Annotated in this window: 22 protein-coding genes and 1 pseudogene; 8 read left to right on the plus strand and 15 right to left on the minus strand. The window is 58.0% G+C overall.

The features are described 5' to 3' along the window. The first annotated feature begins 83 nt into the window (after nucleotides 1-83). Entirely contained in the window at nucleotides 84-512 is a 429-nt protein-coding gene (locus BLU01_RS24850) for an Rrf2 family transcriptional regulator (RefSeq protein WP_092280450.1), read from the plus strand. Nucleotides 513-577: 65 nt separating this feature from the next. Here BLU01_RS24850 and BLU01_RS24855 read toward each other — a convergent pair. Beyond that, nucleotides 578-921, minus strand: a pseudogene (locus tag BLU01_RS24855) (iron-containing alcohol dehydrogenase); the annotation flags it as partial. A gap of 868 nt (nucleotides 922-1,789) precedes the next feature. On the opposite strand from BLU01_RS24855, the gene BLU01_RS24860 reads away from it, so the two are divergent. Beyond that, nucleotides 1,790-3,445: a methyl-accepting chemotaxis protein gene (locus BLU01_RS24860; protein ID WP_092280452.1), complete on the plus strand. Its 1,656-nt coding sequence runs from the start codon at nucleotides 1,790-1,792 to the stop codon at nucleotides 3,443-3,445. Between the two features lie 393 nt (nucleotides 3,446-3,838). On the opposite strand, the gene BLU01_RS24865 is transcribed toward BLU01_RS24860, so the two are convergent. From BLU01_RS24865 to BLU01_RS24875, 3 genes are all read right to left on the minus strand, one after another. Further along, nucleotides 3,839-5,740: a potassium transporter Kup gene (locus BLU01_RS24865; protein WP_092280454.1), complete on the minus strand. Its 1,902-nt coding sequence runs from the start codon at nucleotides 5,738-5,740 to the stop codon at nucleotides 3,839-3,841. 395 nt (nucleotides 5,741-6,135) lie between these two features. After that, nucleotides 6,136-6,672 (minus strand): P-loop NTPase family protein, encoded by a 537-nt coding sequence (locus BLU01_RS24870; RefSeq protein WP_092280456.1) that lies wholly within the window; start codon nucleotides 6,670-6,672, stop codon nucleotides 6,136-6,138. Between the two features lie 254 nt (nucleotides 6,673-6,926). Next, nucleotides 6,927-7,361: a GNAT family N-acetyltransferase gene (locus tag BLU01_RS24875; protein WP_092280458.1), complete on the minus strand. Its 435-nt coding sequence runs from the start codon at nucleotides 7,359-7,361 to the stop codon at nucleotides 6,927-6,929. 365 nt (nucleotides 7,362-7,726) lie between these two features. Between BLU01_RS24875 and BLU01_RS27665 the strand changes: the two genes are divergently transcribed. Next, the gene (locus BLU01_RS27665) at nucleotides 7,727-8,302 is read left to right on the plus strand and encodes a hypothetical protein (protein WP_157720188.1); all 576 of its coding nucleotides are present in this window, start codon (nucleotides 7,727-7,729) and stop codon (nucleotides 8,300-8,302) included. Between the two features lie 148 nt (nucleotides 8,303-8,450). Here BLU01_RS27665 and BLU01_RS24885 read toward each other — a convergent pair whose 3' ends face one another. After that, nucleotides 8,451-8,969 (minus strand): cysteine hydrolase family protein, encoded by a 519-nt coding sequence (locus tag BLU01_RS24885; protein WP_092280462.1) that lies wholly within the window; start codon nucleotides 8,967-8,969, stop codon nucleotides 8,451-8,453. Nucleotides 8,970-9,364: 395 nt separating this feature from the next. Between BLU01_RS24885 and BLU01_RS24890 the strand changes: the two genes are divergently transcribed. Both BLU01_RS24890 and BLU01_RS24895 read left to right on the plus strand, forming a co-directional pair. Beyond that, on the plus strand, nucleotides 9,365-10,438 hold the full coding sequence (locus BLU01_RS24890; RefSeq protein WP_092280464.1) for an NAD(P)/FAD-dependent oxidoreductase: 1,074 nt from the start codon (nucleotides 9,365-9,367) through the stop codon (nucleotides 10,436-10,438). A gap of 80 nt (nucleotides 10,439-10,518) precedes the next feature. After that, nucleotides 10,519-10,704, plus strand: coding sequence for a hypothetical protein (locus BLU01_RS24895; protein WP_092280466.1), 186 nt, complete (start codon nucleotides 10,519-10,521; stop codon nucleotides 10,702-10,704). A gap of 181 nt (nucleotides 10,705-10,885) precedes the next feature. Here BLU01_RS24895 and BLU01_RS24900 read toward each other — a convergent pair whose 3' ends face one another. After that, nucleotides 10,886-11,059, minus strand: coding sequence for a DUF2986 domain-containing protein (locus BLU01_RS24900; protein WP_092280468.1), 174 nt, complete (start codon nucleotides 11,057-11,059; stop codon nucleotides 10,886-10,888). Nucleotides 11,060-11,225: 166 nt separating this feature from the next. Between BLU01_RS24900 and BLU01_RS24905 the strand changes: the two genes are divergently transcribed. Further along, nucleotides 11,226-11,618: a GFA family protein gene (locus BLU01_RS24905; protein ID WP_092280470.1), complete on the plus strand. Its 393-nt coding sequence runs from the start codon at nucleotides 11,226-11,228 to the stop codon at nucleotides 11,616-11,618. 21 nt (nucleotides 11,619-11,639) lie between these two features. On the opposite strand, the gene BLU01_RS24910 is transcribed toward BLU01_RS24905, so the two are convergent. The 3 genes from BLU01_RS24910 to BLU01_RS24920 all read right to left on the minus strand — a co-directional run bounded on the left by BLU01_RS24910 (nucleotide 11,640) and on the right by BLU01_RS24920 (nucleotide 16,530). After that, on the minus strand, nucleotides 11,640-14,042 hold the full coding sequence (locus tag BLU01_RS24910) for a DUF3772 domain-containing protein (RefSeq protein ID WP_092280472.1): 2,403 nt from the start codon (nucleotides 14,040-14,042) through the stop codon (nucleotides 11,640-11,642). Nucleotides 14,043-14,114: 72 nt separating this feature from the next. After that, nucleotides 14,115-14,834, minus strand: coding sequence for a lipopolysaccharide kinase InaA family protein (locus tag BLU01_RS24915; RefSeq protein ID WP_092280474.1), 720 nt, complete (start codon nucleotides 14,832-14,834; stop codon nucleotides 14,115-14,117). Between the two features lie 280 nt (nucleotides 14,835-15,114). After that, complete coding sequence (locus BLU01_RS24920; RefSeq protein ID WP_092280476.1) at nucleotides 15,115-16,530, minus strand: purine-cytosine permease family protein; 1,416 nt, start codon at nucleotides 16,528-16,530, stop codon at nucleotides 15,115-15,117. 303 nt (nucleotides 16,531-16,833) lie between these two features. Here BLU01_RS24920 and BLU01_RS24925 point away from each other — a divergent pair, with 303 nt between their 5' ends. Beyond that, nucleotides 16,834-17,745, plus strand: coding sequence for a LysR family transcriptional regulator (locus BLU01_RS24925; RefSeq protein WP_092280478.1), 912 nt, complete (start codon nucleotides 16,834-16,836; stop codon nucleotides 17,743-17,745). A gap of 46 nt (nucleotides 17,746-17,791) precedes the next feature. On the opposite strand, the gene argE is transcribed toward BLU01_RS24925, so the two are convergent. From argE to BLU01_RS24955, 6 genes are all read right to left on the minus strand, one after another. Then, a complete protein-coding gene (gene argE, locus BLU01_RS24930) occupies nucleotides 17,792-18,943 on the minus strand; it encodes an acetylornithine deacetylase (RefSeq protein WP_092280480.1) in 1,152 nt (383 codons plus the stop codon). Beyond that, the gene (locus BLU01_RS24935; RefSeq protein ID WP_092280482.1) at nucleotides 18,940-19,617 is read right to left on the minus strand and encodes a DUF1028 domain-containing protein; all 678 of its coding nucleotides are present in this window, start codon (nucleotides 19,615-19,617) and stop codon (nucleotides 18,940-18,942) included. Before BLU01_RS24935 ends, argE begins: the two co-directional genes overlap by 4 nt. 153 nt (nucleotides 19,618-19,770) lie before the next feature. Further along, a complete protein-coding gene (locus BLU01_RS24940; protein ID WP_092280484.1) occupies nucleotides 19,771-20,187 on the minus strand; it encodes a RidA family protein in 417 nt (138 codons plus the stop codon). A 21-nt stretch (nucleotides 20,188-20,208) separates the two neighbouring features. Further along, nucleotides 20,209-21,555 carry a flavin-containing monooxygenase gene (locus BLU01_RS24945; protein ID WP_408003150.1) on the minus strand — a complete coding sequence of 449 codons (1,347 nt, stop codon included), beginning with the start codon at nucleotides 21,553-21,555 and terminating at the stop codon, nucleotides 20,209-20,211. A 201-nt stretch (nucleotides 21,556-21,756) separates the two neighbouring features. Further along, nucleotides 21,757-22,188, minus strand: coding sequence for a hypothetical protein (locus BLU01_RS24950; protein WP_092280488.1), 432 nt, complete (start codon nucleotides 22,186-22,188; stop codon nucleotides 21,757-21,759). 273 nt (nucleotides 22,189-22,461) lie between these two features. Further along, nucleotides 22,462-22,890: a nuclear transport factor 2 family protein gene (locus tag BLU01_RS24955; RefSeq protein WP_092280490.1), complete on the minus strand. Its 429-nt coding sequence runs from the start codon at nucleotides 22,888-22,890 to the stop codon at nucleotides 22,462-22,464. 142 nt (nucleotides 22,891-23,032) lie between these two features. Between BLU01_RS24955 and BLU01_RS24960 the strand changes: the two genes are divergently transcribed. Beyond that, the gene (locus BLU01_RS24960; protein WP_092280492.1) at nucleotides 23,033-23,455 is read left to right on the plus strand and encodes an HD domain-containing protein; all 423 of its coding nucleotides are present in this window, start codon (nucleotides 23,033-23,035) and stop codon (nucleotides 23,453-23,455) included. Nucleotides 23,456-23,751: the final 296 nt, after the last annotated feature.

Genomic DNA, 23,751 nt, shown 5'->3' on the forward strand with positions numbered 1-23,751 from the left:
ACATGAAGTTGGCGTGTCAACAGTCTCGTAACTTATGCTGTATCGAGCGATACTCGCCGGCGCACATTCAGGAAACCGCATCGATGAGAAATGACACGCGCCTGTCGCGCATGCTGCACGTGCTGATCCACATGGCTCGCCACGACCAACCGGCCACGTCCGACACCATCGCGCAGATGCTCGGCACCAATCCGGTGGTGGTTCGGCGGACCATGGCGCTGCTGAAAAAACAAGGTTATGTGCGCTCGGAAAAGGGCCACAGGGGAGGGTGGACGCTGGCAAAGCCGCTGGCAGAAATGACCCTGCTGGACATCCACCAAGCGCTGGGCTCGTCCTCGCTGTTCGCCATCGGTTTATCGACCGACCATCCGCAATGCCTGGTCGAACAAGCGGTGAATGCCGCGCTGACCGAAGCGTTTGACGCGGCGCAAGCATTGCTGATTGATCGCTTGGGCAGCGTCACGCTGGAACAGTTGGCGAATGATTTCGAGCGACGATTTCGGGAGCTGTGAAGCGGCTGGATCTGTCCACGAAACAGGCCGCTCCAGGGACGGCTACGGTATTCAGATCAATGACGGCCAGCCGTGGTCGGCGCTGCAATCAGAACCTTGCTGCGAGCCGGAACGAAGGATTTGCCGGTCGCCAGCAAAGCGGGCAATTCATCAAAACGACCCGATTCCGTGCCGACGATCAACGCCTTCGCCGTATCAATTGCACTGCCACCACCGACCGCGATCACCGCGTCACACTCGCCGGCCTCTTGCCAAAATCGCTCGTAAGTACCACGCAACTGGGTAACGTCGGGATTGGGCTGCACGTCCTCGATCACATACACCAGCCGCTCGCCCAGCAAATCCTAAATGCGATCAACCAGCCCCAGCCGAAACGCGTACCAGCGGGATTGTGGAATCGGGCAATCATGGCGGGGATACTGCTTCCGCGCGAGTTGTTGGGAGTGGGCCTATGGTCGATTCGGGACGTCTGCTTATCAACACCCTGACCGACGATGAAATGACCGGTCCGGGTTCTTGACTGGGGGCATGGAGTGGGAATGGCTGTCAGCGTCTGCTTTCGGCCAAAAGTAGACATTAACGTCGGAGATAACTTGTGGCTTATAAGCTGGCAAAATCGACCAATCAGACGTTCATGTCGATCAATCCGCTAGTCCCTCTCATGCTCGCCCAGTCGGCATGAATGTCCCGCAAGTGGGGCAGTCAACCCATCGCGCGCTATTTGCATAACACTCTCGCCGCACGTTCGCCAAATCTTCCCCGCCATCTCGCATGGAGATCCGAGAATGAACTCGCCCCCCATAACCGGGAGCCATTTCTCGCAGCAAGGCGGCTCGCGATGAATCGGCAGCAGCCCCTAGCGCAGCGAATGCTCACAATTAGCGCGGCCTGGCTCACCCATCCAGGGTACCTATACAGACATAGCGCTACACGTCTTTACAGCGCTCGCAGGATTCTATCGGCCCAAAGATGGCCTTGAGCTGTATCGCCGCAAAACAGTAGTCAGCCCAATAGCACGACCTCTATTTCTCGCGAGTGCCAGAAACCGGACGTTACTGACCGTTCATCGGGCTGAGTGATGTCATGACGACATCACGCCAATATAGCTGTACAAGACTTGTACAGGCATAGACGCTTGTACAAGTTTCAACTAGCCAGGAAATAACGCCGCTGCTCGTTGCCGTCGAACAAAAGAATACCTGCGCAGGATGCGGACAAGGGCAAATACATACCCTGCAGGTGTCCCTAAATTGCTTCTCCCATTACGCAGGTACATCATGCCATCGCACACTCCTAGGCTTTCTACACGGACCAGCCTCTATGCCGGCTATGCCAGCCTGCTCGCGTTTATGTTGCTGATCGCCGCTATCTCGCTGTACGCCTTGGCTAACAGCAACAAGGACTTTTTTCTCTACGTTAATGGCGTTAATGCAAGCACCCGCCTGGCCAACACACTGAACGACGCCGCCGCCCAGCGCGCGATTGCCCTGCGTAACATCGCCTTGAACAGCAATGTCACCGCGAGAGGACTTCAGCGGGGCGCTATTGCCGCCAATGAACAAATGGTGGCCAGCAGCCTCGCCGCGCTACGCCAGGCAATTGATAGCCAAAATGATGTGTCGCCCAAAGCACGTGAACTACTCTCAACCATCGAGCAGGTCGAGAGCCGCTACAAACCGGTAGCGCAGACCATTGCCGAACACCTGTTCAAGGGTGAAAACGACGAGGCCCTGCGCATGGTCAGCGAGCAGTGCACACCATTACTGGCCGAGCTGACCCAGGCAATTGGCGAATACCTGCGCTACACCAACCAGAAGGCCGACCTGCAGGTCAGCGAAAATGAGGCTAACTATCTGTCACAACGCAACCTGCTACTCGCCATTTCTGCGCTGGCCGTCTTGCTAGCAGCGGTACTGGGCTACGTCATCAGCCGCAACCTGCTGCGCGCGCTGGGTGCAGAACCGAGCGAACTCAACCAGCTCGCCCAACGAGTTGCCCAAGGCGATTTGCGCGCTAGCGAGCGCACGATTGAACCACCCCAAGCCAGCATAATGGCCGCCCTGCTGAGCATGCAGGAGAACCTGCGGGACATGACCAAGGGCATAAACCTCTCCTCACAGACTGTGGCCGAATCCAGCCAAGAGCTTAGCCAATCGAGCATGAGAAATGCCGAAAGCGTGGCCATGGCACAGTGCGAGGTCGAGCAGATCGTCACCGCCGTTCACCAAATGGCCGCCACCGTGCAAGATGTCGCGCGCAATGCCGAATCCGCCGCCAGTGCCGCGAGCGAGGCCGATAGCGCGGCCCTGTACAGCCAGCAAAAGGCCAAAGATGCCGTCAACATGATCGGCGAGCTGGCCGAGACAATCGAACAGTCCAACATGGCCATGGGCCGGCTGAAGAATGAAACCGGCAATATCGGCGGCGTGCTTGAAGTGATCAAGTCGGTGGCCGACCAGACCAACCTGCTGGCCCTCAATGCAGCCATCGAAGCTGCCCGTGCTGGCGAGGCCGGACGCGGCTTTGCGGTGGTAGCCGACGAGGTGCGCAGTCTTGCACAGCGCACCCAGAAGGCCACCTCCGAAATTGAGGGGCTGATCGCCAGTCTGCAGAAAATTGCCGACGAGACCTCGGAGCATATGCAACGCTGCAAGCACTCCAGTGCGCAGTCGGTGTCCGGCGTTTCCGAGGCCGGTGACGCGGTAAGCACGATCGTAGCCATGATCGAGCGGATCAACGGCATGAACCACCAAATCGCTGCTGCCGCCGAGCAGCAGAGTACCGTTGCCGAGCAGATCAGCCGGGGCATCGTGACCGTCAGCGAAAGCGCCGAGCAATCCGCTGCAGCCTTCCGCAGCGCTCAGCAGGAAAGCGAAGGACTGGCACGCACCAGCGTGACATTGCGAGAGAACATCTCGCGCTTTCAGCTCTAGGGTCTGTTGCCGTTTCATCGCGAGCCGCGTTGCTGCGAGAAATGGCCCCTGGTTAGGCGCGGGCCGCATGTAATGGTCCGAGTCCTGCAACAACAGCGGGGGCCATTTCCCTCGCAACCCTGCGGACCGGGCCTGTTTTTGCGCGATGCGGGGTTACTCGATGGCTCATTTGGCCTATAGAGCGGGAGATGTTCGTGGCCTGCCCCAAGAGAAAAGGGGACAGATTTTTGGTCTGCCCCCAATTTTGCAATTCTTGCCATCTTTGCGCGTTTGCTTTTGGCCGGAAGCCACCGGGCACGAACGGCAGCTTTCGGCCAAAAGCAGTCATTCACGACGCACGGATATTCTGCCGAATACAACAAGCCCGCCAATGCGGGCTTGCTTGGTGATTTTTTACATCTCGACCTGCGTACCCAGCTCTATCACCCGATTCAACGGCAACTTGAAGTATTTCAGGTTGCTATTGGCATTCTTCAGCAGAAACGCGAACAGGCCCTCTCGCCAGCGCGCCATACCAATACGCTTGGTTGGGATCACCGTCTCCCGGCTGAGGAAGTAAGTCGTGCGCATCGCGCTGAAATCCAACTCATTCAAATGACAAAGACTTAAGGCCATGGGTACATCGGGCTCCTCCATGAATCCGAAGTGGAGACTGACCCGAAAGAACCCTTCGCCATACGCTTCAACCTCAAAACGTCGGTCGGCTGTGACCCGAGGACTGTCTTCGGACACTACAGTGAGCAATACCACTTGCTCGTGCAGCACTTGGTTGTGCAGCAGATTGTGCAGTAGAGCATGAGGAACAGCATCGGCCCTCGCCGTCAGAAAAACCGCAGTACCCTGCACCCGATGCGGCGGCTGTGAACGGATACTGCTGATAAACATCGGCAGAGGCAGCGCGGTCTCATCCAACCGCTCGACGATGATCTTTCGTCCCCTTTTCCAAGTGGTCATCAAAACAAACAGGCCAATACCGGCGATCACCGGAAACGCACCGCCCTGGAAAATCTTCGGCGCGTTGGCGGCGAAGTACAGGCTGTCTACCAGTAGAAAACCGAACAGCATCGGAATGGCCAGCCAGCGGGGCGTTTTCCAGAGGAACAGGACAACCGCCGAAGACAGAATGGTGGTGATCAACATGGTGCCCGTCACAGCGACCCCATAGGCAGCGGCCAAGGCACTGGACGACTCGAAGCCGATCACCAGCAGAACAACACCGACCATCAACGCCCAGTTAACCGTACCGATATAAATCTGCCCCTGTTCCTGGCTGGAGGTGTGCTGGATGAACATCCGAGGGACGTAACCAAGCTGGATTGCCTGGCGCGTCAGGGAGAAAGCACCAGAGATTACTGCTTGAGAAGCGATGATGGTCGCAAGTGTGGACAGTGCGACCATCGGCAGCAATGCCCAGCTCGGCGCGAGCAGATAGAACGGATTGCGCACCGCCTCCGGGTTCTCCAGGATGAGGGCGCCTTGTCCAAAATAATTGAGCACCAGCCCCGGCAACACAAGAATGAACCAAGCACGGGAAATCGGTTTGCGACCAAAGTGGCCCATGTCCGCATACAGCGCTTCAGCACCGGTCAATGCCAACACGACGGCACCCAAAATTGCTACACCCATTCCCGGATGAACGACGAAGAACTGCACTGCCCAAGCAGGGTTAAGCGCTTGCAACACTTCGGGCCGCTGCAAAATGCCGTAGATTCCGAGCACGCCCAACACCACGAACCACAGCACCATAACCGGGCCAAACAGGGTGCCGATTCGAGCCGTGCCATGTTTCTGTATCAGGAACAGCGCCACCAGCACGATCACTGACAAGGGCACCACCCAGTGCTCTATTCCGTCAAACGCTAGCTGTAACCCCTCAACTGCCGATAGCACTGAAATAGCTGGGGTGATCATGCTGTCCCCGTAAAAAAGTGCCGCGCCGAACAGACCGAGCAGAACCAGTACCTTGCTCATGTGCGGATAGGGTGCTGCGGCGCGGCGGGCTAACGCCGTCAACGCCATGATGCCGCCTTCACCCTGATTGTTGGCACGCAGAATAAACAGCACGTATTTGATCGAGACGACCCAAATCAGTGACCAAAAGATCAACGATAGAATGCCTAACACTCCGTCGTGATTTACCTGAACTCCATAGTGGCCGGAAAATACTTCTTTCAGTGTGTAAAGGGGGCTGGTGCCAATATCCCCGTAAACCACGCCGACAGCGGCGACAAGCAAGCCCACTCCTGACGTTTTGGATTGGGAATCTGCATGGGTACTGGTCACTGTTTCGCTCAAGGGTCGCGTCTCTCAAATTACGGTGGAGAAAGTGCACGCCATCCTTGGGCAATACGATTTGCTGGGGCCATAAAAAATGATTGGCACATGGACCATCTAAAAAATCGCGGCCAGTATCGTTGCGGGTAAAAACACCTACTGTAAAAAAACCGTAAAAATTTGGATGAGTGATGTCACATTTCACAAGTGATTCAAACGTCTGTTTTGGGCGGGACCGCGTGTTGCCCCTTTATCCTGACGTCATGAGTTCTTGCAATGGATCGATTGCAGCTCTTCGCAACAGGTAGAAATCGGCCAAAAACGGACGTTCATGATGGTGCCCGATTGGGCTTTTTTTGATCGCAAGTGAGCACGGTATTTCGGCGTGAACTCAGGTGGCCGAGACTGCCATTCAACTATTCGAGGCAGATTTCAGGTGGCGCGGGCAAGCTATCCAGAAATGCGCCAATCTGTCGCTTGCATCGTAACTGCACCGTCGGGATCTGCGGGCCAATGGCCTGACGCACCGCCTCGATACCAGGGCGATAGCCACGATCGAAATTCCATACGAAGTTCAGGAAGGTCAGGAACGCCCGGTCAAGCTTCTCTGTACAACCTGCAGGAAGGTCTGCGCGAGGTCGATTCAATATGCTGCGCAAGATCACCCGGGTGAAGCAGGTGAGCCGCGGCGTATCGAGCCAAATGATCAGGTCGGCACGAGGCAGGCGCAGGTCGAATGTGCGCCGGGCATAGTTGCCTTCACAGATCCAGACATCCGCTGAGATTGCTTCGCTGACGCGTGCGCGAAACTGCTCGGCGTCTGGCTCAATCCAGCCGGGTTCCCAAAACAGGGTGTCCAGATGCACCACGGGTAAACCGAGACGCTTGCCCAAGGCTCGGGCAAGGGTAGATTTACCGCTACCGGCATTGCCAAGAATTACAATCCGTTGCATGGGGACTTCCTGTCGAAAAAAAAGCCGGCAATTGTGCGGGTTTTGGAGCGTCAGTTACAGACTGATAGACAACCGCGCCACAGACATGAGTTTTTTGTTGGTTGTTTTGCTATTTGCAGGCTGGAGCAACATGTCGCCGTCATTAAGCGGCTGTTTCCGGCCAAGAGCGGACGTTCAGCTTCTACAAAATCAGCGACGGTTCAAACATCCGCTCCTGCCCTTTAGCTAGCCAAGGCTTTGATATAACTCGAATTTCAGTTCGCAGCCCAAGACATTTCGATATGTGTGGTTGTTTCGCCAGTCCGGCGAAAGCCCAGACTTTCATAGAGCCTTTGTGCCAATGTGTTCGTTCGGAAAACGCCCAATTGCACGGGTACATTTCGGGCAGCCGCGTTCAGCTGGAGTTTCTTTAGAATGCGGGTGCCAATGCCCTTGCGTTGAAACTCCTGTGAAACAGCGATGTTCTGAACATAGATCCGATCTTCCTGGTCCAGGATCTGAACGTATCCAACAATCTGGCCATCGGCTTCAATAACTGAAGTGGCTGCGCACGCGAACTCCGCTGCAAAATGTGAGAGTTGCCAACTTTCATTCCAGCCCCATATTTTCTCGATGTGACTGTGGAAGACTGTTCGATGCAAGTCAAAGAGGGCTGCTCGATCAGAATCAGTTGCGGGGCGTAAAGTCATAATCGCTTTCTCGATCTCTACTAACGCATTTTCTCAGGTGCTGCTCTACATCGGCATGACCTTGATTTGTGCATTTTAAATTTGGCGAGGCTAGCGCCTGCAAAAGTAAACAGCAATCCCGACCAGTACAATCCGCGACATCTGGCTGCTCTTGGACGTTTTCTGCCCGTGGCGACCGGCTGAAAACGGCCCGACTCTGCCGTTGGCATAGGCAGAAAACGCCCCATTGCAGTCATTCACCTCAAACCTCTGTCCAGCGTGTTTCTGAAACGAGCCGACGCTAGGTAATTAACAGTTCGCGAAGGTGATGGTGGGGTATATTCAGGTGATACGTCACTTAAAAATATATTAGGTAGAGACAGATCATGGCGGTGACACGGCGATTAGGTCTGGGTGTTTTTTTGGCTTTAGGCTTGGTTCCATTGTTTCATTTACTTTCTCCAGAGACGGCTTCACCGGTTGTCGCGGTGGATGGACGATGTGACGCCGCAAGTTTTCAAATTACATTGCCCTCATCAGTATGCACGTGGATAAAGCGTACTAAATCCAGTGTTGTTACATTCGGTGTTGAGCTGAAAGGTATGCGAATAGTCCAGCCGGACATAGTCAGAGGTTCTCATATGATTGTGCGAATAAGACCTGTCGAAACTCCGATTCCTCGGGGGCAAACAGCGCTAAAAGGGCTAGAGCCCACGTCTGTGACGGCAGGCAGAAGCGAATACAAGTTTCGAGGTCAGACCGTTTACCTGCTTCAGGGCATTGACGGAACGTCCGTTTACGTCAGTAGGGGGCTGACGACTTTTGAAGCCGACCGCCTCTACGGAAAAACGATTGAAGTGCTTTACCAGTATGATCGCCAACGCGATGACTTTGAGGCGCTGGATACTCAACTAGTTGAGCTTTTGAAGCGGGTAGATCTTCAGCAAAAGCCTTCTATGTGATGTGAACAACTTGCTAAAGAATTTCTTTGGCATGCCACCATTTTGTTATTTGAACGTCCGCTCTTGGCCGATTGCTGCCTGCCGTGGGGCAGCAGCCACGTAGAGCGGACAGATCGACTCAGAACTTGAGTCGATCTATCAATGCCGGTTAGAAACGCCAGTTCTCAGCGTGAACGACATGACAGAATGGGCCCGCCAGGGTTGCATTGTGATGAGCGACGATACTTTCAGCCTTCAATGCGGGAGTGTCGGTGCAGGTATGACCATCGGCGATCAGCACTGCATCGAATCCAAGATCTCGTGCGGCGCGGCAGGTGCTATCGACACAATACTGGGTCTTCATTCCGGCAATAACCACGCCTTGAGAACCACAAGCCTTTAGTCGATCGGCCAGGTCAGTCATGGCGAAAGCGTTAGGTCGGCTTTTTGTGAAAATCACTTCATCGCCTTGCAGCGACAGTTCCTGCACCAACTGCGTCAACGGGCTTCCAGGTTCGATAGGCGAGCCGGGCGGACCGACGTGGCGAGCAAGAAAAATTGGCGCGCTGGCCATGCGGGCTTTATTCAACAGACTATTAAACGTATTCAGCAGCGCCTCACCAGCCCATGGTTTATCCGGGCCATGAAACAATCCAACCTGCATATCGAGAATCAACAGTGCATGCATAGTGCTTTTCCTTGCGTTTGGACCAGCGACACAAGGGCAAAAGAAAAGGCCCTATCCATCACTGGCGGGCCTTTGAAGTTCGTGCGTTATTGACTCACGACGCCTCTCACGACCCGCCTCGGGCGGTCGTGGTAGTGGTGGTCGAGGCAATACGTAGCTGATTCATGAGTGGACAGTATCTGCACGGCGCCTGGTTGGCAAGGGGACAAGATCTACGCGATGGCTACTTCTTGTATTGCTCGTTGAGGTCCACTTCTGGCCGAAAGCCGCCGATCGCCAACGGCAGATATCGGCCAGAAGCAGACACTCAAAAAGCGTCCTGAACGATCAGGTTCTCATGTCATGAAATCATCCAGCTGTCATACCATCGGCACATCGACAGAACGGAGGTTGATATGGGAAATGGTCAGGGCAAACGAGTCGTTGTCATTGGTGCAGGCATCGTGGGCGCGTCATTGGCGTATCACTTGGCAGGTAAAGGCGCGAATGTCACCTTGGTCGAGGCTGAAGGTATAGCTTCGGGAGTGACTGGCAGTTCATTCGCTTGGATCAATACCTCACACCCCGAACCTGACCCAATTGCGCAACTGCGCGGTTCTGCAATCAAGGAGTACCGCCGACTCGAAACGCAGCTGCCTGGTCTGAAAATACGATGGACAGGAGCCTTGTCTTACAGCGTGATGGCGAATGGAGCGCTGCCGATCTCAGGTAACCAGACTTCGGCAAACCTAGTGTCTCGATCGCAGATTCTCGACCTTGAACCAAATCTAAAGAACCCTCCTCAGTCTGCTTTATATGCAACTGAAGAAGGGGCGCTGGATGCAGTGGCAGTTTCGCATGCGTTAATCGCAGGTGCCGAGGCATATGGGGCGAAAACTCTCACTCAGACGCGAGTGCTCGGTTTTGTAACCCAGAGTGCAAAGGTGATCGGAGTCGAAACAACAATAGGCATCATCGATGCCGATATTGTCGTATTGGCAGCCGGGACAGGCATCTCGGAGCTGACAGGCATGCTTGAAGTGTCCCTGCCAATAGAGGCCTCGCCTGCCATTTTCATCCGTTACAAGTCACAACCCAACCTCGTGCACACCCTCATCTCCAGCCTTGAAATGGAAGTGAGGCAAAGTTCGGATGGTGCGTTGCTGGCGGCAGAAGATTACTTGGACGACGCCATGGAAAATCAGCCGGCAGCGATAGCGCTTCGAACTGCCAAGACAATCCAGAACGAACTCCATGGTGTTGTTTCCATAGATCTGGAATGGGCTTGTGTCGGACTTAGGCCCATGCCTGCCGATGGCATCCCCGTCATCGGTTATCTACCAAAAGTGGGCGGCGTTTATGTTTGTGCAATGCACCCTGGAATTACTTTGGCGGCGGTAGTGGGACGCCTGGCCAGCGAGGAGATCATTGATGACAAACCGTCCAGTGCCCTTTGCCCATGCCGGCCCGATCGATTCTTCCAAGCGTAAGGGATCCTCTTGTGAGAAGGCAATCGGCCAGAAGCTGACGTTCTGATGTCTCATGGAAAACCGGCAAGGAGAAAGGGCCAATGGACTTCATTATCGATTTGATAGCTCATCGAATTGGCGTGTTTGTGTTGGGCTTGCTGAGTGGCGGACGTTTCAAGGGAGAGAGTGGTTTTGCCTGGGGCTGGGCAGTTGTCGTCGGAGGCCTGATTCTGCTATCTCCATTCGCAGCATTCATAGCTGTGCTCATCTATACCAGTGGCCCGTGAATTGATGTCTGAAATGGTTCAGAAGCTGCATTTCTGGAACGGTAGCTCTTGGCCGAACGCTGCCCGCCGCGAAAACATTTCAGTACATGCCTTACGGCTCCCAATAGTTCGGCCTGCGCGATTGCAACGGCTACTACTTGGCACTCACCCAAATATCAGCAGGCAATAACCGCCTCAGCACTCAACCTTCATCAGAACCAGAAACCCCAGCCCCCTGGTTCGCCTCAGCCTCAGCTTCCAACTTCGCCCGATCCGCCTTACTCACGTATTTATCTTTGTTCACCGGCGCCAATTTGGAGCTGGCCTTCTTCGCGTGAGCCTTCAACAGTTGCTGAATTTTCTTTCGACGGTTCATGATTTTCACCCAAGCTTGTAATTGCGCGAATGATATCAGCTCGACTCACAGCAGCAGATCCCCCCATTCGCCTCACGCGCAGCCAATCCCAGCCAACCTCAGCCAACCCCAGCCAATCACTGCTACTTTTAATCAGTCCCCTACACCTGATCAAAAGGAGCCCCGCATGGACCGATTTACCGGTGGTTGCCTCTGCGGCGATGTGCGATTCGAGGCGACGGGCCGCCCGTATCGAGTCGGCCTCTGCCATTGTCTGGACTGCCGCAAGTACCACGGCGCGCTGTTTCACGCGTCGGCGATTTTTCCGCAGGAGGCGGTGACGATTGAGGGTGAGACGCGTGATTACGCCGGGCGGTGTTTCTGTCCGCGTTGCGGCTCGTCGGTGTTCAATCGCAGCGGTGACGAAGTCGAAGTGAACCTCGGTGCGCTGGATGCGCCGGATCAGTTGCAGCCCACTTACGAAAGTTGGACGGTGCGCCGCGAGTCGTGGCTGCCGGCGTTTGCGCTCGGCAGGCATTACGTGGGCGACCGTGAAGGGCGAGGGCGCTCGGAGGATTGAGTCGAGCGCCCGTTGCGCGGATTACTCGACCACAGGTGGGGTTTTTTCGACGCCTTCGCTGATCAACATCATGCTTTGCGGTGACGACAGGGCGATGCCCATGTCGCGCAGGCGGCTGAGGACGGTGAACAGCAGGTCGCTGCGGGTGCCGCCGACGGTGCGCGGGCTGTTGACGTAGCCGCTGACGCTGATGACCAGCCCGGCGGTGGTCAGGTCTTTGAAAGTTACCGAGGGCGCGGGGTTGTCCAGCACGGCTTCGTGTTCGGTGAAAGCGTCCATCAGCAGTTCACGAATCTTCAGCACGTCAGTTTCCAGCGGCAAGGTCAGGGTGATGCCGACCACGCCCAGCGCGTTGCCCATCGTCACGTTGCGTACGTTTTGCGTGATGAATTGCGAGTTCGGCACGATCACCGTCGAGCGGTCGGCCATCTGGATTTCGGTGGCGCGCACGTTGATGCGGCGGATGTCGCCCTCGACGCCGGCCAGGCTGACCCAATCGCCGACTTTGACCGGGCGTTCGGTGAGCAGGATCAGGCCGGAGATGAAGTTCTGCACAATGGCTTGCAGGCCAAAACCGATACCGACCGACAGCGCACTGACCACCCAAGTCAGGTTGGTCAGGCTGATGCGCAGGGTCGACAGCACGACCATCACCACCAGCACCACGCCGATGTAACCGACCAGCGTCACCAGCGAGGCGCGCATGCCGGCGTCCATGTTGGTTTCCGGCAGCAGCTTGTCGCCCAGCCATTCCTTGAGTGCGCGGATGCCGAGCAGACCGGCGACCAGCAGAATCAGCGCGAGCAGAATGTCGCCGGGAACGATGTTCAGGTTACCCAGCGGTTTGTTGCGCAGATCCATCCGGGTGAAGCTTTCGAGCAATTCTCCGGGGCTGGAACCGGACGGCAGGAAGGCGAGTAAAACCGCAGTGAACAACAACAACGTGCGGCCGATCCCCGCCAATACCGTGCTTGCCTGCGCCTGGTGACGCGGCGACAAACCGAGTGCTGCGCCGAGCGCCAGACCGCCGGGCTGCTTGGGTGAAAGCAGGGTTTCGCAGAGGTCACCGAAGCAGGCGATCAGCAGATAAGCCGTGGCTGACACCACGCTGATCCACAGCAGTTTCACCGTCAGGAAATACGCCAGCGTCAGGTAACCAGCGAGCAACGCCAGCAGGCTGAAGCCAACCCACACCGCGACGACAAACGGGATCAGCCCGGCAAAACCGGCGAGGCGTTCCAGCTCAAACTTGCGACGGGTGCGGCGATAGCGCAGCAGGGCGAAGAAAAACACCAGCGACACGGCCAGCGCGGTCAGGCCGTTGACCGCCACGGTCAGCGCCAGGCTGCTGGCGATCACGCTGTTGATCCGTTCCTGGGTGCCGATGAGCATCAGCGCCAGCGCCAGCACCACAGGGAAGTGGCCCATGGCGGTAGCGATCTGGTCAGGAATCTGCGGCAAGCGCCAGGACGGGTGCGAGAGCATCAACAGAGCACGGCCGAGGCCAACGATGAAGGCGCAGAAAATGATCAGCGTCTGCAACTGGTTGAGCAGGTTGAGAACATCGGCGGACGGCGCGGCGTTGCTGGTGATGCCCCAGATCAGCAGCGCGGTCGCGGCGCCGATGGTCAGGATGGTCGCCAGCCCGACGGCGAGTGCCAAAGCGCTGCGGCGCAGCCGACCTTCAGGCAACCAGCGGATCATCAAGCGGATCAGCAACGATTCGAGCAAGCGTCGGCCGACCACCCAAATCAACAGTGCGCCGAGCACCACGGCGATGAATTGCAGGCGATTGCCGGGTGCCATGGCGGTGGTGAAAACGTTTTTGACGTCTTTGAGCAGGCCTTGCAGACGCCCCAGATCGTCGTCGGTCGGGCGAATAATGCTCGACCAGAATTCGGTGCTCAGCGGGCTCGCCGAGCGTGTACTGATTTGCGAGTCGAAGAGGCTGCGGCGCAAGCTGAAGATCTGCGTAGCCAGGTCACGGGCTGATTGGCTCAAGCCGCTGGTCTGCTTTTGGTCACTGATCAGGCGGTTCTTTTGGGCGGTCAGCGCTTTGCGTTGACTGCTGATGGTCGGCGCTTCGTCGCGTTCAACCGGGCCGAGAATGTTGATCTGCTCGTCGAGGTGCTCAATGTCGGTGGTTTGCTGCGAGGTCAGGCTGTCAGCCTGCTTTTGCACCTGCAACGCAGCCTGGCGCAGGCTCGACAGCAAGTCGTCGTTGGCGCTGACCGAGACTTTCTGACGGATCAGGTCGAGCTGATTGTTCAGGTCGTCCAGGCTCGCGGTTTCCGTCAACTCCGGCAGGCTGCGCGAATTGCTTTGCTGGGCGGGGTCGGGCTGAGCGAGGGCCGGCAACGTCACGCAGAGCAGCAACAGGGCGAACAGGCCCGTTATAAAGCGGTTCGGCGTGACGTGCTGCATTGTCTTTCCCTCGTTTGCATTGAGCGTTCCGGTGCACATTGGCAGGTCCGCGAACCTTTGGAGCGGCAAATCTTAGCTTAATGCCCGGCGTCGCGGTTGCACGTTTGCGTGGACATCGCTGCCGAGGGGCTGGCCGAGAATCTTTTCATAGCAGGCAAGGAACGTTCGCCATTCCGCCACGCTCCAGTACGAATGCCGGCGCAGTTGCGGAATATCGTGGCGCGCGGCGCTCAGAGTAGTGGCGCGGCCGTGGGATTTCTCCAGATCGAGCAACGCCAGTTCCACCTCGATACCTGCAGCGGTGTTCCGTTCCTTGATGAAAACATGTTTGGAACGCATGCAGCCGTGCTGCCAGCGGCCCAAATGCATTCTGGCCAGCAGGGTCGCCAGACGTTCGAGCAATTGCAGGTGTTCGTGTTCGCTCAAGCGGGCTTGCCCGCCATTGTCGTACCACGTGTCTAGGTCCTGAAAACCGTTCAGGTCCTTGGTCACCAATAGGCCCTGCCAAACGCCGTCGACCTTCTTGGCGCTGTAGAAAATCGGCTGGGGCGCGGGCACGCCGAGTTCCTGCAGTTTGGACAAGGCCTTGCCTTCGCGCAGCACGGTCGGACGGCCGAACGGGTATTTGAGGCTGCGAAACAGGTGGCCGGTTTGGCGTTTGACGTAAACAGTGGTGCCGTCATGCGTGACGCGCTGCACGCCGCTGGTGCCACTTCGGCGCACGTTGGGCTCTTCTACCCACGGGCCGGAGGTGTTCCACCAATAGTTGAAATCCTGATCAGTCTGGCGCATCGCGCACTCCTGTTTGCGAAACAAAAAATTTCCAAAACATTGCCATCGACGACCGATTGCTTCAATCGTCTGTACGAAAGTCTTGATACAGGGATCACTGACTGATGAAAAATACGGACGTTCAAGTTTGATCATCGGCGCGGGTTGCAGGTTGCTACGCGAATGCCCAGCCTTAAAACGACTCGGCAGTCACTTGCGTGCAGGCATCTGTCGCACCGCACCCTGAAACGAGAAAAACCCGCAGCATGTGCGGGTTTTTCAGGTTTGGAACAGTGACGAATTACATGCCGCTCGCCAGTTTGCCGGTGGACAAGCGACGTTTGTACGCCGTGTCGCGGTTCGCCAGCCAGAAATACAGCGGCGACGTCACCAGCAGGCCGACCAGCCATGACAGGTCGGCGCCGTTGATGTGTTCAGAAATCGGCCCGACGTACAGCGGGGTGTTCATGAACGGGATTTGCACGATGATGCCGATCGCATAGGCCAGCAGCGCCTGCGGGTTGTAGCGACCATAAATGCCGCCATCGACGTGGAAGATCGAGTCGATGTCGTACTGACCTTTATGGATCGCATAGAAGTCGATCAGGTTGATCGCGGTCCACGGCACCAACACCACCAGCAGCACCAACACCATGTCGACAAAGTGGCCGATGAAATCCGCCGAAGCGCCGACCGCCGCGAAGCAGCAACCGCCGAGAACAATCACCGAGATCACGGCGCGGCTCTTGGCGGTCGGGATCCAGCGATAGGCGAAGGTTTGCACCAGGGTGATCAGCGACAGCACCGCGCCGTAGAGGTTGAGGGCGTTGTGGCTGATGACGCTGAGCAGGAACAACACCAGCATCAACGGGCCGATGGAGCCGGTGGCGAGTTTGACCGCGTCCATGGTGTCCATGCCGATTGGCGTCGCCAACACGGCAACGGCGCCAAAGATAAACGACAAACTGGAACCGAGCACGGTGCCCAGATAGGTGGTCCAGAACGTTGAGGCGACCGGCACGTCCGCCGGCAGGTAACGCGAATAGTCGGAGACGTAAGGGGCGAAGGCGATTTGCCAAAGCGCCGCCAGCGACACCGTGGCCAGCCAACCAGAGATGTTGAAGCTGCCGCGGGTGAGGAAGTCGGCGGTCTGCACGTGGGTAAAGATGTAGCCGAAGCCAAGCACGATGCCGGCGCCGAGCACCCAGGTGCCGATGCGGTTGAGCACGTGAATGAAGCGGTAGCCGATGATGCCGATGATCCCCGAACCGAGCGCGCCGATAACGATGCCGACCGGCACTGGCACGCTGTCGACCACGCCGTGCAGCGACTTGCCGGCGAGGACGATGTTGGAGGCGAAGAAACCGATGTACATGATGCCGGCGATCAGCACTACCAACAGCGCACCGAGCGAGCCGAACTGGGCGCGGCTCTGGATCATCTGCGGGATACCCATTTGCGGGCCTTGCGCCGAGTGCAGCGCCATCAGCACGCCGCCGACCAGATGCCCGACCAGAATCGCGACAATGCCCCACACCAGGTTCAGGTGAAACAGTTGCACGCCGAGGGCGCCGGTGACGATGGGCAGCGGCGCGATGTTGCCGCCGAACCAGAGGGTGAACAAATCCCGGACCTTTCCATGGCGATCTTCCGGTGGCACGTAGCCAATCGTGTGTTTCTCGATAAGCGGGGCGGAGGTTGTTGCAGTGGTGACCATGGCGAACTCCAAGGCAAAGTGAGTACGTGGACGTACTTCGGTGAGCGCCGCGTGAACGACGCTTTTCTTGTTGGAGTGATCATGTGCAAAGCACCGGCATAGATAAATTAGTAAGTTTGTTGCTTCAAACCTTAAAAAATATATGCCCCGGGTTTTCCTCGCTCCGGTATGTTCCGGGTGTGGTGTTCTCGCGGTTCAACCAGCCAGCGCTGCCTCTTGTGGGAGCAAGGCTTGCTCCTGCAGATATTCCAGGACAGGTGTGTGCAGGGCAGGTGTTTGGGGTGTTTTTTTCAGGAGGTCTGCATGGCCGCTTATAACTTGCGACAGTTGCGCTATTTCGTCACCACCGCCGAGTGCGGCAGCGTGGCAGAGGCTTCGCGCAAGCTCTACATCGCCCAGCCGTCGGTGTCGACGGCCATCAAACATCTGGAAGAAAGCTTCGGCGTGCAGCTGTTTATCCGCCACCACGCCCAGGGCGTTTCGCTGACGCCGAGCGGCTCGCGCTTCTACCGCAAGGCGCTGGAACTGCTGCGGGTCGCCCACGAATTCGAGCAAAACGCGCTGGCGGACAACGACGTGGTCGCCGGACAAATCGATATCGGCTGCTTCGAAACCGTCGCGCCGCTGTACCTGCCGCGTTTGATCGCCGGTTTCAAGGAACGCTGGCCGGGCGTGGAAATCCGCATTCGCGACGGCGAACAACAGGAACTGGTCCAGGCCCTGACCGCCGGCAGCATCGACCTCGCAATGCTCTTCGAACACGACCTCGACAGCACCATCGAAACCGTCGCGCTGATGCCGCCGCAGCAGCCTTACGCGTTGCTTCCGGCCGACCATCGCTTCGCCCAGCAAGCGAAAGTATCGCTCGATGATCTGGTGCTGGAACCGATGATCCTGCTCGACGTAGTGCCGAGCCGGACCTACTTCGTGAGCATTTTCGAAGAACGCGGTTTAACCCCGCATATCGTCTTCAGCTCACCGTCTATCGAGATGGTGCGCGGTATGGTCGGGCGCGGTTTTGGTTTCTCGATCCTCGTGACCAAACCGTTTTCGCCGTATACCTACGACGGGCAGAAAGTCGTGTGCGTGCCGCTGGCCGAAACCGTGACCGGCTCCGGCTTGTCAGCGGCGTGGTTGAGGAGGGCGCAACTGACCAAACCGGTGCAGTTGTTCGTCGATTATTGCCAGGAAGAACTGGCCCGACTTTACACCTGAGCGGCGGATACCTGAGCGGCGGCCACCTGAGCGTCTGGCTCAGGCCTCAGGCGCTGATCGACAGCAGCAGCCGCTGCAGCATTGCATCGCAACCGTGCAACTGCGCGAGGCTGACAAATTCGTCCGGTTTGTGCCCCTGCTCCATGCTGCCCGGCCCGCACACCACCGTGGGAATCCCCGCCGCATCAAACAAGCCGCCTTCAGTGCCAAACGCAACGGTGCCGAACTCGCGCGAACCGGAAAACGCCGCAATCAGTTCCGCCGCTTCACTGCGCGCATCGGTAGCCAGACCGGGATACGCCGACAGCTCGCTGAAACGAATATCGCTCTGCTCACTGACCGCGCGCATGCGTGGCAGCACGTGTTGCTCGGCGTAGCTTTGCAGCGCCTGCGCAACTTCGCTCGGATCATGCGAGGGCAGGGCGCGGATCTCGAAATCGAAGCGGCAATCGGCGGGGACGATGTTCAGCGCCTTGCCGCCAGATATGACCCCGGTTTGCACGGTGCTGAACGGTGGATCAAAACGCGCGTCGTGATGCTCCGGGGCTCGCAGGCGCTGACCGATTCGCCCGAGTTCGCCGATCAGCTCGGCGGCGTATTCAATCGCGTTCACGCCTAGCGGCGCGTAGGCCGAATGGCAGGCTTCGCCGTGAACGTCGCAGCGCATCGCCAGTTTGCCCTTGTGCCCGAGCACCGGTTTCAGCTCGGTCGGCTCGCCGATGATGCACAACATCGGTTTGACCGGGCGCTGCTCCAAGGCTTTCAGCAACGAGCGCACGCCGAGGCAGCCGACTTCTTCATCGTAGGACAGCGCAATGTGCACCGGCCGTTTCAGCGTCGCTTCCACCAGCGCCGGAACCAGCGCCAGAACACAGGCGATGTAGCCTTTCATGTCGGCAGTGCCGCGCCCGTAAAGCTTGCCATCGCGCTCGCTCAATTCGAACGGCGCGACACTCCACGGCTGGCCATCGACCGGCACCACGTCGGTGTGTCCGGACAAAACGATGCCCGGCAGCTGCGCTGGGCCAATGGTCGCGAACAGATTGGCCTTGCTGCGCTCATCGTTGTAGACCAGCTCGCACGGCACGTCGAAACCGGCAAGATAATCGCGGACGAATTCGATCAGTTGCAGATTGGATTCGCGGCTAGTGGTGTCGAACCCCACCAGCGTGGCAAGCAAGTCGCGGCTGTGGCTCACCGCTCGTCTCCGGCAACGCCGTAGCCCGGGGATTTGTCCGGGGCGAGGGCGCGGTCGATGTAGTCCTGAACCTGCGGGCGATAGGCGTCCCAGAGTTTCTGCAACTGACCGATCGGGTCTTCATCGGCCCAATCGACGCGCAAATTGATGATCGGCCAGGTCAGCTCGCCGACCACCACCATCGCCGCCGAATGCACCGGCCCGGCTTCACCGCCGGCCGCAATCGCAGCGTGCATCGCCGCGAGCAAACGGTCGGCGAGCTGGCCTTCGCCATGCTCGAACGCCTCGACCATCGCCTCGATTACCGAACGCTCGGCGAGCATGTTGCCGGCCGCCACGCAGTGTTCGCCGGACACCGCATTGTGCGTGCCCAAGGTCTGCGCGCCGCTGAAATGCGCGGTGCGCCCGAGGTGGTCGATTGCGGTGATTTGCCGGTATTGGCTGTAGCCGTTGCGGGTCAGCACTTTGTCCAGCGCTTCGGCGGGCGCGAGGCCTTGCTCCATGAGCGCGAGCGTGTCCGGGCCGAGCGACGGCAGGGTGATGTTCTGCGTCGAGACCGCGCCGACCCCCGGCAACAACCACGGGCAACGCGCGCCGACGGCAATGCTGGAAGAACTGATGGCGATGCCGAGTTGGCCGGTGTCGGGGCAGCGAGCGGTGATGGAAAAGGTCATGGTTTTGCTCCTTTTTCAGGCTGGAAAGAGTTCAGGCCTGGCGAGTCGATTTCTGGGCGGGCCTCTTCGCGGGCGAGCCTCGCTCCTACTAAGGAACGCATACCCCTGTAGGAGCGAGGCTTGCCCGCGAATGCCGCCATGCGGTTTCGCTGCTTACTCAGGAATCACCGCAATCACATCAATCTCCATCAACCACTGCGGCTGCCCCAGCGCCGACACCACCAGCCCGGTCGAAATCGGAAACACGCCTTTGAGCCACTTGCCGACTTCCTGATAAACCGGCTCGCGGTAGCGCGGGTCGATCAGGTAAGTGGTGGTTTTGACGATGTGGCTGAGGTCGCTGCCAGCCTCTTCCAGCAACTGTTTGACGTTGCGCATCGCCTGCTCGGTTTGCGCGCGCGGGTCGCCGAGGCCGACCAATTTGCCGTCAAAATCGGTGCCGACCTGGCCCCGGACATACACCGTGTTGCCAGCGCGCACGGCTTGGCACAAGTCGTTATCCAGGCTTTGGTTCGGGTAAGTTTCCTTGGTGTTGAACATGCGAATACGGGTGTGAGTGGGCGTGGACATGTGAAGCTCCTGAAAAAAGAATTAAGCGCTGACGGTGGTTTTCGTGGCGGCAGGCAGGCTGTCGGCCTGACGCTCATCGGCATCGCGGTACTCCAGGTACGAACGCTGGATGGCGATGTGGTCGGCGACATATTTGGCGTCGTGCCAGACGCCCCAGATAAACGACGAGCCGCGCCGCGACTGCCACGGCAGCCCGAGGAAATACACCCCGGCCTCGCTCGACACCCCGCGTTGATGCTGCGGTTTGCCGTTGGCGTCGAACGCGTCAACCTGCAGCCAGCTGTAATCGGTGGCAAAACCGGTGGCCCAGATGATCGACGTCACGCCCGCCTCGACCAGGTCGAGTTGCAGGATCGGCTTGGTCACGCACTCGGGATCGGCAAAGGTAATCCGCGCTTCCGGTTCTTCCGGCAGGTCGAGGCCATTGCGCTCGATGTAAGCGTCGGCGGCGTCCAGCAGCGCGCGGTAGTTTTCGTCGCCGCGCGCGAGGTTCTCGGACAGGTTCGGCTGGAACGTCGCGACGCTGCCATCGAACGCCTGGGTCAGGCCCACCAAGGTCATGCCGCGATGGGCGAGGCCACGGAAGTCCACGGTTTTGCCACCATGGGCGCCGCTGACGGCGATGGTCACGTGCTCACGGCCAGGTTTCATCGCCGCTTGATCCCACTCGCCGAGCACGCCCAGCCACCAGCAGAAATCACGGTTGCGGTAAGCGCGAGGAGGGCGGTCGTGGGCGCCGACCGAGAGGTAGACCTTTTTGCCGCTGCGCTGCAATTCATCGGCAATCTGCACACCGGAAGAACCGGCGCCCACCACCAGCACCGCGCCTTCCGGCAGTTGCTGCGGGTTGCGATAGTCGGCCGAGTGAAGCTGCTTGAACGGTGCGTCTTTCGGTGCAATCGGCGGGATTACCGGGCGCTGGAACGGCCCGGTCGCCGCGACTACACGATTGGCTTCGATCACGCCTTCCGAGGTTTCGATGGTGAAGCCGGGACGACCGACGTTGCGCTGGACTTTCTTCACTTCAACGCCGGTGCGAATCGGTGCGTTGAATTTTTTTGCATAGGCTTCGAAGTAATCGGCGACCCGCTCTTTCGGGGCAAAACCGTCGGGGCTGACGTCGTCAAACTCAAGCCCCGGAAAGCGATCGTGCCAGGCCGGACCGTTGGCCACCAACGAATCCCACCGCCCGGTGCGCCAGCGTTCGGCAATGCGGCTGCGTTCCAGCACCAGATGCGGCACACCGAGTTTGCTCAGGTGTTCACTCATGGCCACGCCAGCCTGACCGGCGCCGACGATCAACGTGTCTGTTTTTATTTTATCTGTGGTCATCTCAATACCCTTCGAAGTGGGAGTCAGGTCGGTTATGACCTGCCATCTCTTGGGCTCAAGACTAGGGTTCACCCTGGTATCGGTAAAATATTATTAAGCTGGGAACTGAGCATAAATAACGGATGCAGAGGGTTTGCGCGCGGCTGTGCGGCGGGTTGGTGTATCAACCTTTAAAGGGACAGATTTATTTTCCAGACAAATAAATCTGTCCCTTTAAACGGTCCCCTTGAACCGAAGCTATTTGGTTTTCCAGTGGCCGCCGCCCGATTCGCAATCGATCCGCGCCTGATCGATGTGTTCGGCGCCGTAGTAGTACGTCGTGACTTGGGCGTTGTTAGGGATGTTCAGCGATTTGGCGTTTTTGTCTTTGCTGGTGGAGTGCGGGTTGGCCAGGGATTCCTGGGTCAGCGTGGCCACGCAAGTGGCTTGGTAACGATCGGCGCAATGCTCGACTTTTTTCTTGGTGCTGCTGAGCATTTCCTTGCTTTCGTTGCTGCACGACCAGTCGATGGAGTTCACCGGCATGCCTTCGTACTCGTAGCAGGTATGCGATTCGACCGCGGGCACGGAAGGGCTTTGTGATCGGGTTTGCACATCACAACCTTCAGCCATGGCAAGTGCCGGGCTGAGGCTGGCGATAAAAAACAGAAGCGGCAGTCTACTGTTCATCGGGATTTCCTCCAGGGAGCGCTTTCCTCGGAGGAGGGACAGCGCTTATAGAGTTTCGAAAACAGCAGCGGGCGTGGGGTTCAATTCGTTTTGCGCAGCATCTCGCTCGACCTGCTGACACAAACCCTGTGGCGAGGGGGCTTGCCCCCGTTGGGTTGCGCAGCGACCCCCAGCTTCCCCATGAAAGAAACGGATGCCTGGATTTACGACTGCTGCGCAGCCGAACGGGGGCAAGCCCCCTCGCCACAGGTGGTCACTATGCAGTTGTGTTGTTCAGCCTTTGCTTGCCGCCAGGTACGCACCCAGCCGCTGGCCCATCTCCGCGCCGAGGGCTTGCAGACCGCTCAACGGGCGGACCATTACCTCGAACTCGACAATTTTTCCGTCCTCATTGAAACGGATCATGTCGATGCCCTTCAGCTGTTTGCCACTCACGCTGGCGCTGAATTCCAGCACCACATTCAAGCCATCGGCGGTCGCCAGTTCTCGGTGGTAGGCAAAGTCCTCGAACACCCCGAACACCGTGTTCAGAATCATCGAAACCACCGCCGCGCCGGGGTAAGGCGTGTGCGCCATCGGCGAGCGAAACACCGCGTCAGGGGCGAGCAACGAGGGCAAGGCTTGCAGGTCGCCGGTGCGAATCATCGTGTGCCATTGGCTCAAGGATTGCGCGGCTTTGGGGTGCAGTTGCAGTTCAGACATGTTCAGTCCTTTATTTTTGTTGTTAGATGAGCGCACAGAAGTATCGTCAAAAGCGCCGATATTGCCAGTATTGCCCACGATCAGACGATTGTCGGGAGCGGTACTGGCCTTTGGATATGGGACCTACCTCAGGAAAACCAAGATGAGCCAGACACTGGAACGCGCGATTGCAATCGCTGCGGCTGCGCATGAAGGGCAGGTCGACAAGGGCGGATCGCCTTACATTCTGCATCCGCTGAAAGTGATGCTGCGGGTGAGCACCCTGGAGGAACGTATCGTCGCCGTGCTCCACGACGTGGTCGAAGACACCGGCATCAGCCTCGAAGCGTTGCGTCAGGAAGGGTTCAGCGAAGCGGTGCTGGAAGCGATCCAGTCTGTCACCAAAATACCAGGCGAAACCTATGAAGCCTTCGTCGAACGCGCGGCGCTGAACCCGATCGGCCGAGTGGTCAAACTCGCTGACCTGGAAGAAAACAGCGACCTGTCACGAATCGCCCAACCTTCGTGGGACGATCTGGAACGCGTCGAGAAATATCGCCGCGCGATAGGCGTGTTGCGTTCGTAAGCCCCACGCTCCAACCCCGACCTTTTATCAATCCTGCGCAGATGTGCAGCAGCCCAAAACATGGGACCGCTGCGCGCTCCAACGCGAGCAAGCTCGCTCGCCACAGGTGCGAGGTTGAGGCTTGAGATTTGTGGTGTTGGGGGTGGCGCTTTCGCGAGCAGGCTCGCTCCTACAGGGGTTATCGGTAATGCATGAATCTTGGCCACATACCGATCAAAAGTAGGAGTGAGCCTGCTCGCGATCAACGATAACGCAGCTCCCCAGCCAAACCACAGGGGGCGGTGGTTGGCTAATGG

The organism is Pseudomonas prosekii, assembly GCF_900105155.1.
GTDB lineage: Bacteria > Pseudomonadota > Gammaproteobacteria > Pseudomonadales > Pseudomonadaceae > Aquipseudomonas > Aquipseudomonas prosekii.

Bases quoted from the DNA above. Each gene is read 5' to 3' on its own strand.
- BLU01_RS24915 (WP_092280474.1), bottom strand. From the start codon at position 14,834: ATGCGCCAGACTGATCAGGATTTCAACTATTGGTGGAACACCTCCGGC.
- BLU01_RS24905 (WP_092280470.1), top strand. From the start codon at position 11,226: ATGGACCGATTTACCGGTGGTTGCCTCTGCGGCGATGTGCGATTCGAG.
- BLU01_RS24895 (WP_092280466.1), top strand. From the start codon at position 10,519: ATGGACTTCATTATCGATTTGATAGCTCATCGAATTGGCGTGTTTGTG.
- BLU01_RS24910 (WP_092280472.1), bottom strand. From the start codon at position 14,042: ATGCAGCACGTCACGCCGAACCGCTTTATAACGGGCCTGTTCGCCCTG.
- BLU01_RS24920 (WP_092280476.1), bottom strand. From the start codon at position 16,530: ATGGTCACCACTGCAACAACCTCCGCCCCGCTTATCGAGAAACACACG.
- BLU01_RS24850 (WP_092280450.1), top strand. From the start codon at position 84: ATGAGAAATGACACGCGCCTGTCGCGCATGCTGCACGTGCTGATCCAC.
- BLU01_RS24890 (WP_092280464.1), top strand. From the start codon at position 9,365: ATGGGAAATGGTCAGGGCAAACGAGTCGTTGTCATTGGTGCAGGCATC.
- BLU01_RS27665 (WP_157720188.1), top strand. From the start codon at position 7,727: ATGGCGGTGACACGGCGATTAGGTCTGGGTGTTTTTTTGGCTTTAGGC.
- BLU01_RS24960 (WP_092280492.1), top strand. From the start codon at position 23,033: ATGAGCCAGACACTGGAACGCGCGATTGCAATCGCTGCGGCTGCGCAT.
- BLU01_RS24860 (WP_092280452.1), top strand. From the start codon at position 1,790: ATGCCATCGCACACTCCTAGGCTTTCTACACGGACCAGCCTCTATGCC.
- BLU01_RS24885 (WP_092280462.1), bottom strand. From the start codon at position 8,969: ATGCATGCACTGTTGATTCTCGATATGCAGGTTGGATTGTTTCATGGC.
- BLU01_RS24940 (WP_092280484.1), bottom strand. From the start codon at position 20,187: ATGTCCACGCCCACTCACACCCGTATTCGCATGTTCAACACCAAGGAA.
- BLU01_RS24870 (WP_092280456.1), bottom strand. From the start codon at position 6,672: ATGCAACGGATTGTAATTCTTGGCAATGCCGGTAGCGGTAAATCTACC.
- BLU01_RS24875 (WP_092280458.1), bottom strand. From the start codon at position 7,361: ATGACTTTACGCCCCGCAACTGATTCTGATCGAGCAGCCCTCTTTGAC.
- BLU01_RS24900 (WP_092280468.1), bottom strand. From the start codon at position 11,059: ATGAACCGTCGAAAGAAAATTCAGCAACTGTTGAAGGCTCACGCGAAG.
- BLU01_RS24955 (WP_092280490.1), bottom strand. From the start codon at position 22,890: ATGTCTGAACTGCAACTGCACCCCAAAGCCGCGCAATCCTTGAGCCAA.
- BLU01_RS24925 (WP_092280478.1), top strand. From the start codon at position 16,834: ATGGCCGCTTATAACTTGCGACAGTTGCGCTATTTCGTCACCACCGCC.
- BLU01_RS24935 (WP_092280482.1), bottom strand. From the start codon at position 19,617: ATGACCTTTTCCATCACCGCTCGCTGCCCCGACACCGGCCAACTCGGC.
- BLU01_RS24950 (WP_092280488.1), bottom strand. From the start codon at position 22,188: ATGAACAGTAGACTGCCGCTTCTGTTTTTTATCGCCAGCCTCAGCCCG.